The sequence below is a fragment of the Tahibacter sp. genome, from assembly GCF_035481375.1.
In the GTDB taxonomy this organism is placed as follows: domain Bacteria; phylum Pseudomonadota; class Gammaproteobacteria; order Xanthomonadales; family Rhodanobacteraceae; genus Tahibacter.
In genome coordinates this window covers 19,503-32,782 of record NZ_DATIGT010000275.1, presented here as the reverse complement: position 1 = coordinate 32,782, position 13,280 = coordinate 19,503, and the positions used below count along the sequence as shown (strand labels likewise).

Below are 13,280 nucleotides of genomic sequence, written 5' to 3'. Positions count from 1 at the left end.
GCGCCCGCCGTGCCGAAGCCGGCTCCGCCTCAGCCCGCAACGCCGCCGGCGTCGACGCCGACCGGCGCTGCTCCCGTCACGGCGAAACCGACCGCATCACCGGCGGCCGCGTCAGTCGTGTCGGAGCCGGCCGCACCGCCGACTGCCGCACCGCCGCTACCGAAGCCGGCTGCACCTCAGACCGCCGCACCGGCGATACCGAAACCGGCAACGCCGTCGACAGCAGCACCCGGTGTGCATAAGGCCGCCGCGCCGGCAGCGCAGCCAGCGACGAATCCGGTTGCACCGCCGGTTGCAACGCCCGTGGTGCCCAGACCGACCGCGTCGCCGGCTGCGTCGCCGTCGCTGACGAAGCCAGCTGCTGCGCCGGTCGCAACGCCGACGACGCCGAAGCCCGCCGCACCTCTTCCCGCCGCACCACCTCCCGCCGCGCCGGTGACCGCGAAACCGACGGCACCGCCGCCCGCTACGCCGGTCGCGCGCACGCCGAACGTTCCGCCATCGGCACCGCCGAGACCGGCCGTGCCGGTGCCGGCTGATCCAGTGATGCCACGACCGACCGCGCCTGCGCCGATCGCGACAGCGGCGCGACCCGCGGCACCGCCGCCGGCGACTGGCGTGGCGAAGTCCGCCGCACCGGCGCCGGGCGCGCAGGCGCCGGCGAAACCGCCGGCACCTGCCACGACACCGCCCGCCGCCGCGCGCGCGCCCGGTCCGACCGCGGCGACCTCACCCGCACCGAGCCCTCCCGCCGCATCACGAGCGCCAGCTGCACCCCACGCGTCCGCGGCAGCACCGGTCGTCGTGCCGCCGGAACCGGCCGGCGAACCGCCGGCGTTCCTGCTGCCGCGCGGCACGAAGTCCAAGCCGGCTCCGGCCGCGAAAGCGGCCGCGCCGACATCGAAATCGGGCGGCAAGTCCGCTCCGCGCGACAAGGCCGCGCCGGCGCATCCGGCCGACGCCTCGGCGCGCTCGCGCGGCGTGCTCGAAGCGCTGTTGAAGCTGCTGCCGAAACCCTGGCGCGATACCGCGCGCGACTACCTCGTGCTCATGCGCATGGACCGGCCGATCGGCGCACTGCTGCTGCTCTGGCCGACCTGGTGGGCACTGTGGCTCGCGGCCGGCGACTTTCCGCCGCCCAAGCTGCTGGTGATCTTCACGCTCGGCGTGTTCCTGATGCGCGCGGCCGGCTGCGTCATCAACGACTACGCCGACCGCTGGCTCGATCCGCAGGTCGAGCGCACGCGCGGCCGGCCGATCGCCGCAGGACGCGTGACGCCGCGCGCGGCACTCGTGCTGTTCATCGTGCTGCTGGTGCTTGCCTTCGGGCTCGTGCTGCTGACGAATTCGATGACGGTCAAGCTGTCCTTCGCCGGCGCGGCGCTCGCGACGCTGTATCCGTTCGCCAAGCGCTACACGCACCTGCCGCAGGTCGTGCTCGGGGCCGCGTTCGGCTGGTCGATTCCGATGGCCTTCGCCGCAGTCAACGGCGGCGCTCCCAGCGTCACGTGGTTCCAGGCATTGCCGCCGCTGTGCTGGCTGCTGTTCGTCGCGAACGTGGTCTGGGCGACGATCTACGACACGCAGTACGCGATGGTCGACCGCGACGAGGACATCGCCGCCGGCTCGAAGTCGACGGCGATCCTGTTCGGCGACGACGACCGCATGATCCTCGGTGTGCTCATGGGCACGCTGCTGCTCGCGCTCGTGCTGGTCGGCACGCGCGCGGACCTGCACTGGACCTACTACCTCGGCGTCGCCGCCGCGGCCGGACTCTCCATCTGGCAGCAATACCTGATCCGCGAGCGCGACCGCGCCGCCTGCTTCGCCGCGTTCCGCAACAACCTGTGGCTCGGGATGGCGGTCTGGGCGGGGGTCTGTCTGGCGCTGGCGTTGCAGCCTGCGTGAGCGCAGGAACGTGCGGGAGGAGTGAGAAACGAGAGTCGCGCGTGGATACCGCATTTCTCTCTTTTCTCACTCCTCCCACTCATTTCTGACGCGTGCTTGCTCGCGCAATCGCCCAGACATCCACCCGCCGCACCCCCGCCCGGCGCAGCGCGAGCGCGCATTCCTGCGCGGTCGCGCCGGTGGTCATGACGTCGTCGATGACCGCGACGTGTGCCGGCAAAACGGTTCCGGCGCGTACGGCGAAGGCGCGGCGCAGATTGCGGCGGCGGGCGAGTGCGCCGAGGCCGCTTTGCGGCGGCGTCGGGTGCGGGCGCTGCAGCGTGTCGGGCAGCAATGGAATTCCGGTGCCGCGCGCGATCGTCCGGGCGAGTTCCAGCGCCTGGTTGTAGCCGCGCTCGCGCAGGCGGTCGACGTGCAGCGGCACCGGCAGCAGTACGTCGGGGCGCGCCGGCGGCGCGGCGTTCCAGCATTCGAGCGCGACGTCGGCGATCACGCGGCCGGCGGCCAGATCGCCGCCGAACTTGAAGCGCGTCAGCAGCCCGGCCAGCGGCGGCGCATAGCGCAGCGGCGCCCAGGTCGCGGCGAACGCGGGCCGGCGCTTGAGGCAGCGGCCGCACCAGGCGGCCGCTTGCGGCAACGGCAGGCCGCAGCAGGCGCAGGAGGGTTCGTTGAGTCCGAAGTCGGCGCGGCAGCCGGCGCAGAGATCGCGCGCGCGTATGCCCGCTTCGCCGCAGAGCAGGCAGCGCGACGGCAGCAGCGCGAAGCCGAGCCGCTGCAGCCAGCCGTCAACCGGCGAATGCGCTTTCAAGTTGACAGCCTCCGCCGCGGCCCGGACACTCGCGCCCGAATTTATCCGCCGGCGACCGCCCATGACAGCCCTACGCCACGACTGGACGCGCGAGGAAGTGCTCGCTCTGTTCGACCTGCCCTTCGCCGACCTGCTGCACCGTGCCCAGCAGGTGCATCGCGAACACTTCGACGCCAACGCCGTGCAGGTCTCGACACTGCTGTCGATCAAGACCGGCGGCTGTCCCGAGGACTGCGCCTACTGCCCGCAGAGCGCGCGCTATGCGACCGGCCTCAAGGCCGAGAAGCTCATGACGCTCGACGTCGTCCTCGACAAGGCGCGCCAGGCCAAGGCCGCCGGCGCGACGCGCTTCTGCATGGGCGCCGCGTGGCGCTCGCCGAAGGACAAGGACGTCGGCAAGGTCGCCGAGATGGTCGGCGCGGTGAAGTCGCTCGGCCTCGAAACCTGCGCGACGCTCGGCATGCTCAGCGGCGAGCAGGCGCAGACGCTGAAGGCTGCCGGCCTCGACTACTACAACCACAATCTCGATACGGCGCCGGAGTTCTACGGCGACATCATCAAGACGCGCGAATACCAGGACCGCCTGGACACGCTGGAACACGTACGCCATGCCGGCATGAAGACCTGCTGCGGCGGCATCGTCGGCATGGGCGAGACGCGCGACCAGCGCGCCGGCCTGCTGCAGACGCTGGCCAATCTGCCGGAGCATCCGGCCTCGGTGCCGATCAACCGTCTGGTGCAGGTCGCCGGCACGCCGCTCGCGGGCACCGCGCTGCTCGATCCGTTCGAGTTCGTGCGCACGATCGCCGTCGCGCGGCTGCTGATGCCGCAGTCGATGGTGCGCCTGTCCGCCGGCCGCGCCGAGATGAACGACGAGCTGCAGGCGCTGTGTTTCCTGGCCGGCGCGAACTCGATCTTCTACGGCGAAAAACTGCTGACGACCGGCAATCCCGACGTCGAGCACGACCAGGCGCTGTTCCGCCGCCTCGGGATCCATCCGATGCAGGTCGTCGAGCAGTCCTCGACCGTGCATGCGGACATAGTCGAGGCTGACATTGCCGGCTGCGGCGGTGGCAACTGTGGTGAAAGCCGCCCTGGTGGCGCCTGCTCCGACACCGAACTCGCGGCCTGAGGCCGCGGCGTTCGCCGCCGCGCGCGCCATGCCGCGTCCGGAGCTGCTCGCCCGACTGCACCAGGCCTGCGCGGAACGCGCCGCGTCCGATCTGCTGCGGCGCTTGCGCAGCGTGTCCGAGGCCGACGGCGCCACAGTCGTCGTCGACGGCAGGCGCCTGCTGAATTTCGCGAGCAACGACTATCTCGGCCTCGCCCAGCATCCACGCGTCGCTGAAGCGCTGGTCTCGTCCGCGCGGCGCTGGGGCGTCGGGGCGACTGCGGCGCATCTGCTCGGCGGCCATCGCGCGGAACACGAAGCGCTCGAACACAAGCTCGCGCAGTGGACCGGCCGCGAGCGCGCGCTGTTGTTCTCCAGCGGCTATCTCGCGAATCTCGGCGTGCTGACGGCGCTGCTGGCCGACGGCGACCTGTGCCTGGAGGACAAGCTCAATCACGCCTGCCTGATCGACGGCGCGCGCCTGTCGGGCGCGACGCTCAAGCGCTACGTGCACGCCGACGTCGCGAGCGCGCAGCGTCAGTTCGACACGCAGCCGCAGTGCGCCGCGCTGCTGGCGACCGACGGCGTGTTCAGCATGGACGGCGACGTCGCGCCGCTGCGCGAACTCGCCGCGCTGTGCCGCGATCAACACGCGCTGCTGCACGTCGACGACGCGCACGGGCTCGGCGTGCTCGGCCCGGACGGCGCCGGCAGCGTGGCCGAAGCCGGACTCGCGACCGGCGACGTGCCGGTGCTCATGGCCACGCTCGGCAAGGCGGTCGGCGTCTGCGGCGCCTTCGTCGCGGGCGATGCCGCACTCGTCGAGGGTCTCGTGCAGTTCGCGCGCAGCTACGTCTACACGACGGCGCTGCCGCCGGCGCTCGCGGCGGCGGCATCCGCCGCAGTCGACATCGCGCGCTTCGAATCCTGGCGCCGCGACCGGCTGCGCACGCTGATCGCGCACCTGCGCGCCGGCGCCGCGGCGCGCGGCCTGACCCTGATGCCGTCGCGCACGGCGATCCAGCCCTTGATCGTCGGCGACAGCGCGACGGCGCTGCGGCTCTCGCGCGGACTCGAGGCGGCAGGCTTCTACGTTCCGGCGATCCGCCCGCCGACCGTGCCGCCCGGCGCGGCGCGGCTGCGCATCACGCTGACGGCGCTGCATACCGAAGCGCTGGTCGAACGGCTGCTCGACGCGCTCGCGCAGCTGATGCGCGCAGAGTGAAAACCTATACGTTTATTGATTTCACGAATGCACATCGAAACCCAGGGCCACGGCCCCGACATCGTCATGATCCACGGCTGGGCCATGCACGCCGGCATCTTCGCGCCGCTGACGCGCGAGCTCGCGGCTCGGTTCCGGCTGCATCTGGTCGACCTGCCCGGACACGGTCTCAGCGCGCAGCGCGACGGGCCGCTCGATCTCGCCGCCTGCGCGCAGCAGATCGCCGCCGCAGTGCCGCGCGCGCTGTGGCTGGGCTGGTCGCTCGGCGGACAGGTCTGTCTTGAAGCCGCGCGGCTGCAGCCGGCTCGCGTACGCGGGCTCGTGCTCGTCGCGTCGAGCCCGCGCTTCGTCATCGGCGAGGACTGGCCGCAGGGTGTGTCGCCGGAGATTTTCCGCCAGTTCGGCGAGGGCCTGCGCAGCGACTATCACCGTACGATCGAGCGCTTTCTCGCACTGGAAGCCCACGGATCGGAGCGCGCGCAGAGCGAACTGCGCGAACTGCGCGCGCATGTCTTCGATCGCGGCGAGCCGGCACTGCGCGCACTCTGCGACGGCCTGGAAATCCTCGATCGCACCGACCTGCGCGCCGCGCTGCCGGCGCTGACCGTGCCGAGCCTCTGGATCGCGGGCCGCCGCGACAGGCTGATTCCGCCGGCGGCGATGCTATGGGCCGCCGAACGCAGTCCCGGCGGCCGCTATCTCGAACTGTCGGCCGGGCACGCGCCGTTCATCGGCCACGCGACGGCGGTCGCCGACGCGATCGCCGCGTTCGCGACGGAGCTTACGCCATGACCCCGCCGTTCGACCACGACCAGGTGCGCCGCGCGTTCGGCCGCGCGGCCGCAAGCTACGACGAACACGCCGTGCTGCAGCACGAGGTCGAGGACCGCCTGCTCGAACGCCTCGACTACGTGATCGCAGCGCCGCAGCGCGTGCTCGATCTCGGCTGCGGGCCGGGCCGCGCGAGCAGCCGGCTGCGCAAGCGCTGGCGCAGGGCCGATGTGATCGCGATGGATCTCGCGCTGCCGATGCTGCAGCAGGCGCGCCGCCGGGGCAGCTGGCTGAGGCCGCTCGCGCGCGTCTGCGCCGACGCGCGCCGGCTGCCGCTCGCGGATGCGAGCATCGACGTGCTGTTCTCGAGCCTCTGCATCCAGTGGATCGTCGACCTGCCGGCGCTGTTCGACGAATTCCGCCGCGTGCTGAAGCCCGACGGGTTTATCGCGCTGTCGACGTTCGGTCCGATGACGCTGCACGAACTGCGCGCGGCGTGGGCCGAAGTCGACCGCGCGCCGCACGTGAGCCACTTTCCCGACATCCAGCGCGTCGGCGACGCGCTGCTCGCCGCGGGATTTCGCGATCCCGTGCTCGACGGCGACGATTTCACGCTGACCTATGCCGACACCGGCGCGCTGATGCGCGACCTGAAGGCGATCGGCGCAACGAACGCCGACGCGCAGCGGCGCCGCGGCCTGACCGGCAAGGCCCGGCTGCAGGCCGTCGCCCGCGCCTACGAACCGTTCCGTCGCGACGACGGCCGCCTGCCGGCGACCTACGAAGTGATTTCGGCGCATGCCTGGGGACCCAAGCCCGGACAGCCGCGACGCAGCGGCGGCACGGATATCGCGACGTTTCCGGTCGATCAGCTGAGGGTGAGGAAGAAGACGTGATACGGGAATCGCGAATGGGGAATCGCAGAGGCAGGAGCGCGGCGAGGCCTGCTCCTATGATCCTCCGTTCCCCGTTCCCGATTCCCGCGGGCGCACCGGCGCGAGCAACTACCGGCCGCGCAACGAATCCACGGCATCGTTCAACCCCGCCAGCGTCAGCGGATACATGCGTCCCTGCATGAGTTCGCGCGTGATGCCGATCGACGGCGTCCATTCCCAGCGCGACGACTCGACCGGATTTAGCCAGACCGCGCGGCGATAGAGTTCGGTCAGGCGGCTCAGCCAGACCGCGCCGGCCTCGGGATTGTGGTGTTCGATGCTGCCGCCGGGTTCGGTGATCTCGTACGGGCTCATGCTCGCGTCGCCGACGATGACGAGCTTGTAGTCGGCCGCATAGGTGTGCATGAGATCGAGCGTGCGCTGATGCACGTCCCAGCGCCGCGAGTTGTCGCGCCAGAGACGCTCGTAGACGAAATTGTGGAAATAGAAATGCTGCAGGTGCTTGAACTCGCTGCGCGCCGCCGAGAACAGCTCCTCGCAGACGCGCACGTGGTCGTCCATCGAACCGCCGATGTCGAGCAGCAGCAGGACCTTGACCGCGTTGTGACGCTCGGGACGCATTTTCAGGTCGAGCCAGCCGGCATTGCGCGCGGTCGCGCGGATCGTGCCGTCGAGGTCGAGTTCCTGCTCGGCACCCGTGCGCGCGAGGCGGCGCAGCGCGCGCAGTGCGAGCTTGATGTCGCGCGTGCCGAGTTCGCGCGTGTCGTCGAGATTGCGGAACTGGCGTTGCTCCCAGACTTTCACGGCACGGCGCTGGCTCGACTTGCCGCCGATGCGCACGCCTTCGGGGTTGTAGCCGGAATGGCCGAACGGCGAAGTACCGCCGGTGCCGATCCAGCGCGAACCGCCCTGATGCCGTTCCTGCTGTTCGGCCAGGCGCTTCTGCAGCTCATCGAGCAATTTCTGCAAACCGCCCAGCGCTTCGATCGCCGCCTTCTCTTCCGGCGTGAACGCACGGTCGAGTTCGCGGCGCAGCCATTCCTCGGGTATCGCGCCGTAGAGCTGCTGCGCGGCGGCGTCGACGCCATTGAAGAACGCACCGAACGCGCGGTCGTAGCGGTCGAACTGGGTTTCGTCCTTGATCAGGCAAATCCGCGCCAGCAGATGGAATTCGTCGAGCGACAGGCGCGAAAAACCGGCGCGCAGCGCGTCGAGCAGCGCCAGCAGTTCGTTGATGCCCGGTTTCAGACCCTGGCTGCGCAGCCAGAGGAAAAAGCGGATCAGCATGCCCGGCAGACCTCCGGCCGGCTTGTGGTACGGACCGGTTCGGGCCGGCCGGCGTCCGGCGGCGCCCCGCCGCCCGACGGGCGTCCTGCTCCGGCTAAACGCTCATGCAACACGGTTGGTGGCATTATTCGACCTTCGGAATCGCGACAGCGGCGGCCAAAATCGCTAGTCTGCGCGACCTTCATGCCGCCGCATCGGCGCCGGCGACGATACTACGTTGCGGAGATTTCCCGTGCAGAAGCTTGCTCTTCCCCTGCTGTTCGCCAGTCTCGTCCTGGCCGCGTGCGGCCCGTCGAACGACGCCGGCAATCAGCCCAGGACGTCGGCCCAGGCGCCGATGCCGACGTCGGTGACCGGCACCGTGTCGCTGAAGGTCCCGGCCCCGATCGGTCCGTCGGCACAGCTCAAGCTCGCGCTGACGAACGTCAGCATGAAGCCCGAAGTCACCGTGGCACAGAGCACGACGCAGCCAGGCCAGTTGCCGGCGCAGTTCCAGCTGCCGTTCGAGCCCGGCAAGATCGACCAGAATGCGCTGTACGTGCTCAACGTCGAACTGATCGACGGCGAACGCCGCTACGTCGCGCCGCGCCAGTATCCGGTGCTGACGAGGGGCTCGTCGTCCAAGGCCGACGTCGTCATGACGCCCGAACCGACCGCATCGGAAAAGCTCGACGCGGAGTACGCGAGCCTCGAGCGCGCGATCGGCGGCATGAAGCGCTCGCAGGGCTCGAGCGAGGACGAGGCCAGCACGACGGCGTGGGACGGCTTTTTCGACAAGAGCGGCCTGCGCTACATCCGCGAGATCGTCGACTTCGGCGACAAGGGCCGCACGAATACCTATTACGCCTATCGCGAAGGCAAGCCGATGGCCGTCGTCGTGGAGCGCGTTCCGGCCATGGCCGAACGGCCGAACGCCGTCACGCGCGCCGGCTGGGATGCCAACGCGCTGCTCGTCGTGAAGACCAAGAAGGAAGGCGGCACGGTCGGCGTGCTCGCCGACGCCGACGCGAAGGCGCTCTACGATCGCGCGGTCGCGAAGTACGACGTGATTTCCAAGCGCACGCCGAAATGATTTGCGCGCTCGTGCCGGTTTCGGATCGGCACGAGCCGACATGGCGTGAGCCGAGGGACGCCCATCCCCACGCAAACCCTCCCCGAAAGGGAGGGTTTTTTATTGCTCACCCGCGCCGCGCCATGAACGCGATGCGCTCGAACAGCTGCACGTCGGCTTCGTTCTTGAGCAAGGCGCCGTAGAGCGGCGGGATCGCTTTTTTCGCGTTGCGTTCGCGCAGGGTTTCGACGGCGAGGTCTTCGGCCAGCAGCAGCTTGAGCCAGTCGAGCAGTTCCGACGTCGTCGGCTTCTTTTTGAGTCCCGGCGTTTCGCGCAGCGCGAGGAACGCGGTCAGCGCCTCGTGCACGAGGTCGCGCTTGAGTCCCGGGAAATGCACGTCGACGATCGCCGACAGCGTGTCGGCATCGGGAAAGCGGATGTAGTGGAAGAAGCAACGGCGCAGGAACGCGTCCGGCAGCTCCTTTTCGTTGTTCGACGTGATCATCACGATCGGCCGGTGTTTCGCGCGCACCGTCGCGCCGGTCTCGTAGACGTGGAAGTCCATGCGATCGAGTTCGCGGAGCAGGTCGTTCGGAAACTCGATGTCGGCCTTGTCGATTTCGTCGATCAGCATGACCGCGCGCGCGTCACTCGCGAACGCCTGCCAGAGCTTGCCGGGCACGATGTAGTTCGCGATGTCGGTCGCGCGCGCCTCGCCGAGCTGCGAGTCGCGCAGGCGCGCGACTGCATCGTATTCATAGAGGCCGTGCTGCGCCTTCGTCGTCGACTTGATGTGCCATTCGATCAACGGAGCGTCGAGCGCGCGCGCGACTTCTTCCGCCAGCAGCGTCTTGCCGGTGCCGGGCTCGCCCTTGATCAGCAGCGGACGCTGCAAGGTGATCGCCGCATTCACCGCGAGCTTGAGCTCGTCGGTGGCGACGTAACGGTCGGTGCCTTCGAAACGCATGCGCGAACCCCTGCCGGAATGGATGCCTCGACCGCCGCGCGGCGGCCGGGGCACGGTATCAGTTGCGCCGCGCCTTGGCGAAAGCGTCGGCGAACGCGTTGCTGGCCGGCGCGGGCGCCGCACCGGGCTTCGGGCCGAAGCTGCGCGGACCGGCGTCGCGACGCGGGCCGCGGTCGTCGCGCTTGGCGCCGCCGGCGCCTGCGCCGGCCGCCTCGCCAATCGGATCGTCGAGGCGCATCGTCAGCGCGATGCGCTTGCGCGGGATGTCGACCTCCAGCACCTTGACCTTCACGACGTCGCCGGCCTTCACGACTTCGCGCGGATCCTTGACGAACTTCGTCGACAGCGCGGACACGTGAACGAGTCCGTCCTGATGCACGCCGATGTCGACGAACGCGCCGAAGGCCGCGACGTTGGACACGCGCCCCTCGAGCACCATGCCGGGCTTGAGGTCCTTGAGATCCTCGACGCCTTCGGCGAATGCGGCGGTCACGAATTCCGGACGCGGGTCGCGGCCCGGCTTCTCGAGTTCCTTGAGGATGTCGCGCACGGTCGGCAGGCCGAATTTGTCGTCGGTGAACTGCTCGGCGCGCAGCGACTTCAGGAACGATGCGTCGCCGATGATGCTTTTCACTTCGCGGCCGCAGGCCTTGATGATGCGCTCGACGACGGGATAGGCCTCGGGATGCACGGCCGACGCATCGAGCGGATTGTCGCCGGACGGAATGCGCAGGAAGCCGGCGCATTGCTCGTAGGCCTTGTCGCCGAGCCGCGGCACTTTCTTCAGCTGTTCGCGCGTGCGGAATGCGCCGTTCGCATCGCGGAACTTCACGACGTTCTCGGCCACCGACGCCGACAGGCCGGCGACGCGCGCGAGCAGCGGCGCGGACGCCGTGTTCACGTCGACGCCGACGGCGTTCACGCAGTCTTCGACCTTCGCGTCGAGCGCGCGCGCGAGCTTCACCTGATTGACGTCGTGCTGGTATTGGCCGACGCCGATGGCCTTCGGCTCGATCTTCACGAGTTCGGCGAGCGGATCCTGCAGGCGGCGCGCGATCGACACGGCGCCGCGCAGGCTCACGTCGAGCTCGGGGAATTCGCGCGCGGCGGTTTCCGATGCGGAATAGACCGAGGCGCCGGCCTCGCTGACGACGACCTTCGCGAGCTTGAGCTCCGGCGCCTTCTTCATGAGTTCGCCGACGAGCTTGTCGGTTTCGCGCGACGCCGTGCCGTTGCCGATCGCGATCAGGTTCACGCCGTGCTGGCGGCTCCAGGCGCCGAGCTGCGCGATCGACTGGTCCCACTGGTTCTTCGGTTCGTGCGGATAAATGACGCCGGTCGCGAGCAGCTTGCCGGTGCCGTCGACGATCGCGACCTTGCAGCCGGTGCGGATGCCGGGGTCGAGCCCCATGACCACCTTCGGGCCGGCCGGGGCCGCGAGCATGAGGTCCTTGAGGTTTTCGCCGAACACGCGGATTGCTTCGTCTTCGGCGCCCTCGCGCGTCTTGCCGAACAGGTCGAGCGCGAGATGCAGATGCAGCTTGATGCGCCAGGTCTGGCGGCAGGTCTCGAGCAGCCACGTGTCGGCCGGACGATTGCGCTGCGCGATGCCGAAATGCGCGGCGACGCGGCCTTCGGCTTCGGCGTGGCCCTGTTCGGGCTCGGTCGTCGGTTCGAGTTCGAGATCGATGATGCCCTCGTTGCGCGCGCGGAACAGCGCGAGCATGCGATGCGACGGAATCGACTTGACCGGTTCGACGTGATCGAAATAGTCGCGGAATTTCGCGCCTTCGTTCTCCTTGCCGGCGACGACCTTCGCGCGCACCTGGCCGCGTTCGGTGAGCCAGCCGCGCAGCTCGCCGACGAGCGCGGCGTCTTCGGAGAATTCTTCGAGCAGGATCGCGCGCGCGCCGTCGAGTGCCGCCTTGAGGTCGGCCACGCCCTTGCCGGCATCGATGAACGGCAGCGCGAATTCCTCGGGCTTGCGCGTCGGATCCTCGCGCAGGCCGTCGGCGAGCGGCTGCAGGCCGGCTTCGCGTGCGATCTGCGCCTTGGTGCGGCGCTTGGGTTTATAGGGCAGATACAGGTCTTCGAGGCGCGCCTTGGTATCGGCTTCCAGAATTTCCTTTTTCAGCTCGTCGCCGAGCTTGCCCTGCTCGGCAACGCTCGCGAGGATCGCCGCGCGGCGCTCTTCGAGTTCGCGCAGATAGCGCAGGCGTTCTTCGAGGTTGCGCAGCTGCGTGTCGTCGAGTCCGCCGGTGACTTCCTTGCGGTAGCGCGCGATGAACGGCACGGTCGCGCCGCCGTCCAGCAGTTCGATGGCCGCGCGCACCTGGGCCGGCTTGGCGACGATTTCCTCGGCGATTTTCTGTTCGATCGTAAGCATGAAACCTGGTCTTCTCGTTCGGCGGCGACGCTGGCGCGGCGCCGGGGCCGGCTAGTTTATCGGCGCGCGGCGCGGCTTCGCCATCGCCCGCAGGAACGACCACAGGATCGGCGCGCAAGCAGTGACACAGCGCGCGGTTTGATCCGGATCAAGGTGGGTCTCCGGCCGCGCTGAGACGATGCGCGCAGTCCTCCTCGTCAAGGTGATTGCATGACCTCCCGCATTTCCGCGCTCTGCGCACTGCTCGTCGCCGCACTGGCGCCCGTCGCTCACGCGCAGGCCGAAGACTGGACGTTCAAGGTCGGCCTGCATCAGGTCAATCCGCGCTCGGACAACGGCGCGCTCGCCGGCGGCACGCTCGCGGCCGATGTATCCGGCGACTGGCGGCCGACGTTCCAGCTCGAATATTTCTTCACGCCGAACTGGGGCGTGGAAGTGCTCGCGGCCACGCCGTTCCAGCATGACGTCCGGCTCAATGGCGCGAAGGCCGCCGAAGTGTCGCATCTGCCGCCGACGGTCTCGCTGCAGTATCACTTCCATCCGGGCGGGCGCGTCTCGCCGTTCGTCGGCATCGGCCTGAACTACACCGCGTTCTTCGACATCGACGAAACCGGTCCGCTCGCCGGTACGCAGCTGACGCTCGACAAGTCCTGGGGTGCCGCGGCGCACGCCGGCGTCGATTTCGCGCTGAACGACCGCTGGCTGCTGTCGGCCGACGTGCGCTGGATGGATATCGATACCGACGCGCGCGTGAATGGCGCAAAGGTCGGAACGGTCAACATCGATCCGCTGGCCTACGGCCTCGCGATCGGCTATCGCTTCTGAGTTAGAGCGCGTCTGAGTTGGAGCACGGCCGGGCGCACGCTTCGC

12 protein-coding genes are annotated in these 13,280 nt (G+C 69.3%); 8 read left to right on the top strand and 4 right to left on the bottom strand.

Annotated elements, in window-relative coordinates; translation table 11 throughout:
- Positions 1–242: hypothetical protein (locus VLF18_RS18295; protein WP_325281062.1), on the top strand; the 242-nt coding region annotated here is incomplete at its 5' end.
- A 739-nt stretch (positions 243–981) separates the two neighbouring features.
- Positions 982–1,908, top strand: coding sequence for a 4-hydroxybenzoate octaprenyltransferase (ubiA, locus tag VLF18_RS18290; protein WP_325281063.1), 927 nt, complete (start codon positions 982–984; stop codon positions 1,906–1,908).
- Positions 1,909–1,987: 79 nt separating this feature from the next.
- Here ubiA and VLF18_RS18285 read toward each other — a convergent pair whose 3' ends face one another.
- Positions 1,988–2,779, bottom strand: coding sequence for a ComF family protein (locus tag VLF18_RS18285; RefSeq protein ID WP_414717243.1), 792 nt, complete (start codon positions 2,777–2,779; stop codon positions 1,988–1,990).
- On the opposite strand from VLF18_RS18285, the gene bioB reads away from it, so the two are divergent.
- Genes bioB through bioC form a run of 4 tightly spaced genes read left to right on the top strand, consistent with a single transcriptional unit; the run spans position 2,778 to position 6,719 of the window.
- Positions 2,778–3,848, top strand: a complete 1,071-nt coding sequence (bioB, locus tag VLF18_RS18280; protein WP_325281060.1) for a biotin synthase BioB — start codon at positions 2,778–2,780, stop codon at positions 3,846–3,848. The genes VLF18_RS18285 and bioB overlap by 2 nt on opposite strands.
- Before the next feature lie 28 nt (positions 3,849–3,876).
- Positions 3,877–5,052 carry an 8-amino-7-oxononanoate synthase gene (gene bioF, locus VLF18_RS18275; protein ID WP_325281059.1) on the top strand — a complete coding sequence of 392 codons (1,176 nt, stop codon included), beginning with the start codon at positions 3,877–3,879 and terminating at the stop codon, positions 5,050–5,052.
- A 27-nt stretch (positions 5,053–5,079) separates the two neighbouring features.
- Positions 5,080–5,844: a pimeloyl-ACP methyl ester esterase BioH gene (bioH, locus tag VLF18_RS18270; protein WP_325281058.1), complete on the top strand. Its 765-nt coding sequence runs from the start codon at positions 5,080–5,082 to the stop codon at positions 5,842–5,844.
- Positions 5,841–6,719, top strand: a complete 879-nt coding sequence (gene bioC / locus VLF18_RS18265) for a malonyl-ACP O-methyltransferase BioC (RefSeq protein ID WP_325281057.1) — start codon at positions 5,841–5,843, stop codon at positions 6,717–6,719. The genes bioH and bioC overlap by 4 nt, the downstream gene beginning before the upstream one ends.
- A gap of 108 nt (positions 6,720–6,827) precedes the next feature.
- Here bioC and VLF18_RS18260 read toward each other — a convergent pair whose 3' ends face one another.
- Complete coding sequence (locus VLF18_RS18260) at positions 6,828–8,006, bottom strand: vWA domain-containing protein (protein WP_325281056.1); 1,179 nt, start codon at positions 8,004–8,006, stop codon at positions 6,828–6,830.
- A gap of 232 nt (positions 8,007–8,238) precedes the next feature.
- Between VLF18_RS18260 and VLF18_RS18255 the strand changes: the two genes are divergently transcribed.
- A complete protein-coding gene (locus VLF18_RS18255; RefSeq protein ID WP_325281055.1) occupies positions 8,239–9,078 on the top strand; it encodes a YbaY family lipoprotein in 840 nt (279 codons plus the stop codon).
- A 106-nt stretch (positions 9,079–9,184) separates the two neighbouring features.
- Here VLF18_RS18255 and VLF18_RS18250 read toward each other — a convergent pair whose 3' ends face one another.
- Both VLF18_RS18250 and VLF18_RS18245 read right to left on the bottom strand, forming a co-directional pair.
- Complete coding sequence (locus VLF18_RS18250; protein ID WP_325281054.1) at positions 9,185–10,024, bottom strand: MoxR family ATPase; 840 nt, start codon at positions 10,022–10,024, stop codon at positions 9,185–9,187.
- A gap of 58 nt (positions 10,025–10,082) precedes the next feature.
- Positions 10,083–12,410 (bottom strand): Tex family protein, encoded by a 2,328-nt coding sequence (locus VLF18_RS18245; protein WP_325281053.1) that lies wholly within the window; start codon positions 12,408–12,410, stop codon positions 10,083–10,085.
- 210 nt (positions 12,411–12,620) lie between these two features.
- Here VLF18_RS18245 and VLF18_RS18240 point away from each other — a divergent pair, with 210 nt between their 5' ends.
- Positions 12,621–13,235: an OmpW/AlkL family protein gene (locus VLF18_RS18240; protein WP_325281052.1), complete on the top strand. Its 615-nt coding sequence runs from the start codon at positions 12,621–12,623 to the stop codon at positions 13,233–13,235.
- Positions 13,236–13,280: the final 45 nt, after the last annotated feature.

Excerpts from the sequence above, each read along its gene's own strand:
- bioB (WP_325281060.1), top strand. The coding sequence starts at position 2,778 with ATGACAGCCCTACGCCACGACTGGACGCGCGAGGAAGTGCTCGCTCTG.
- VLF18_RS18250 (WP_325281054.1), bottom strand. The coding sequence starts at position 10,024 with ATGCGTTTCGAAGGCACCGACCGTTACGTCGCCACCGACGAGCTCAAG.
- VLF18_RS18285 (WP_414717243.1), bottom strand. The coding sequence starts at position 2,779 with ATGGGCGGTCGCCGGCGGATAAATTCGGGCGCGAGTGTCCGGGCCGCG.
- VLF18_RS18260 (WP_325281056.1), bottom strand. The coding sequence starts at position 8,006 with ATGCTGATCCGCTTTTTCCTCTGGCTGCGCAGCCAGGGTCTGAAACCG.
- VLF18_RS18245 (WP_325281053.1), bottom strand. The coding sequence starts at position 12,410 with ATGCTTACGATCGAACAGAAAATCGCCGAGGAAATCGTCGCCAAGCCG.
- bioH (WP_325281058.1), top strand. The coding sequence starts at position 5,080 with ATGCACATCGAAACCCAGGGCCACGGCCCCGACATCGTCATGATCCAC.
- bioC (WP_325281057.1), top strand. The coding sequence starts at position 5,841 with ATGACCCCGCCGTTCGACCACGACCAGGTGCGCCGCGCGTTCGGCCGC.
- bioF (WP_325281059.1), top strand. The coding sequence starts at position 3,877 with ATGCCGCGTCCGGAGCTGCTCGCCCGACTGCACCAGGCCTGCGCGGAA.
- VLF18_RS18240 (WP_325281052.1), top strand. The coding sequence starts at position 12,621 with ATGACCTCCCGCATTTCCGCGCTCTGCGCACTGCTCGTCGCCGCACTG.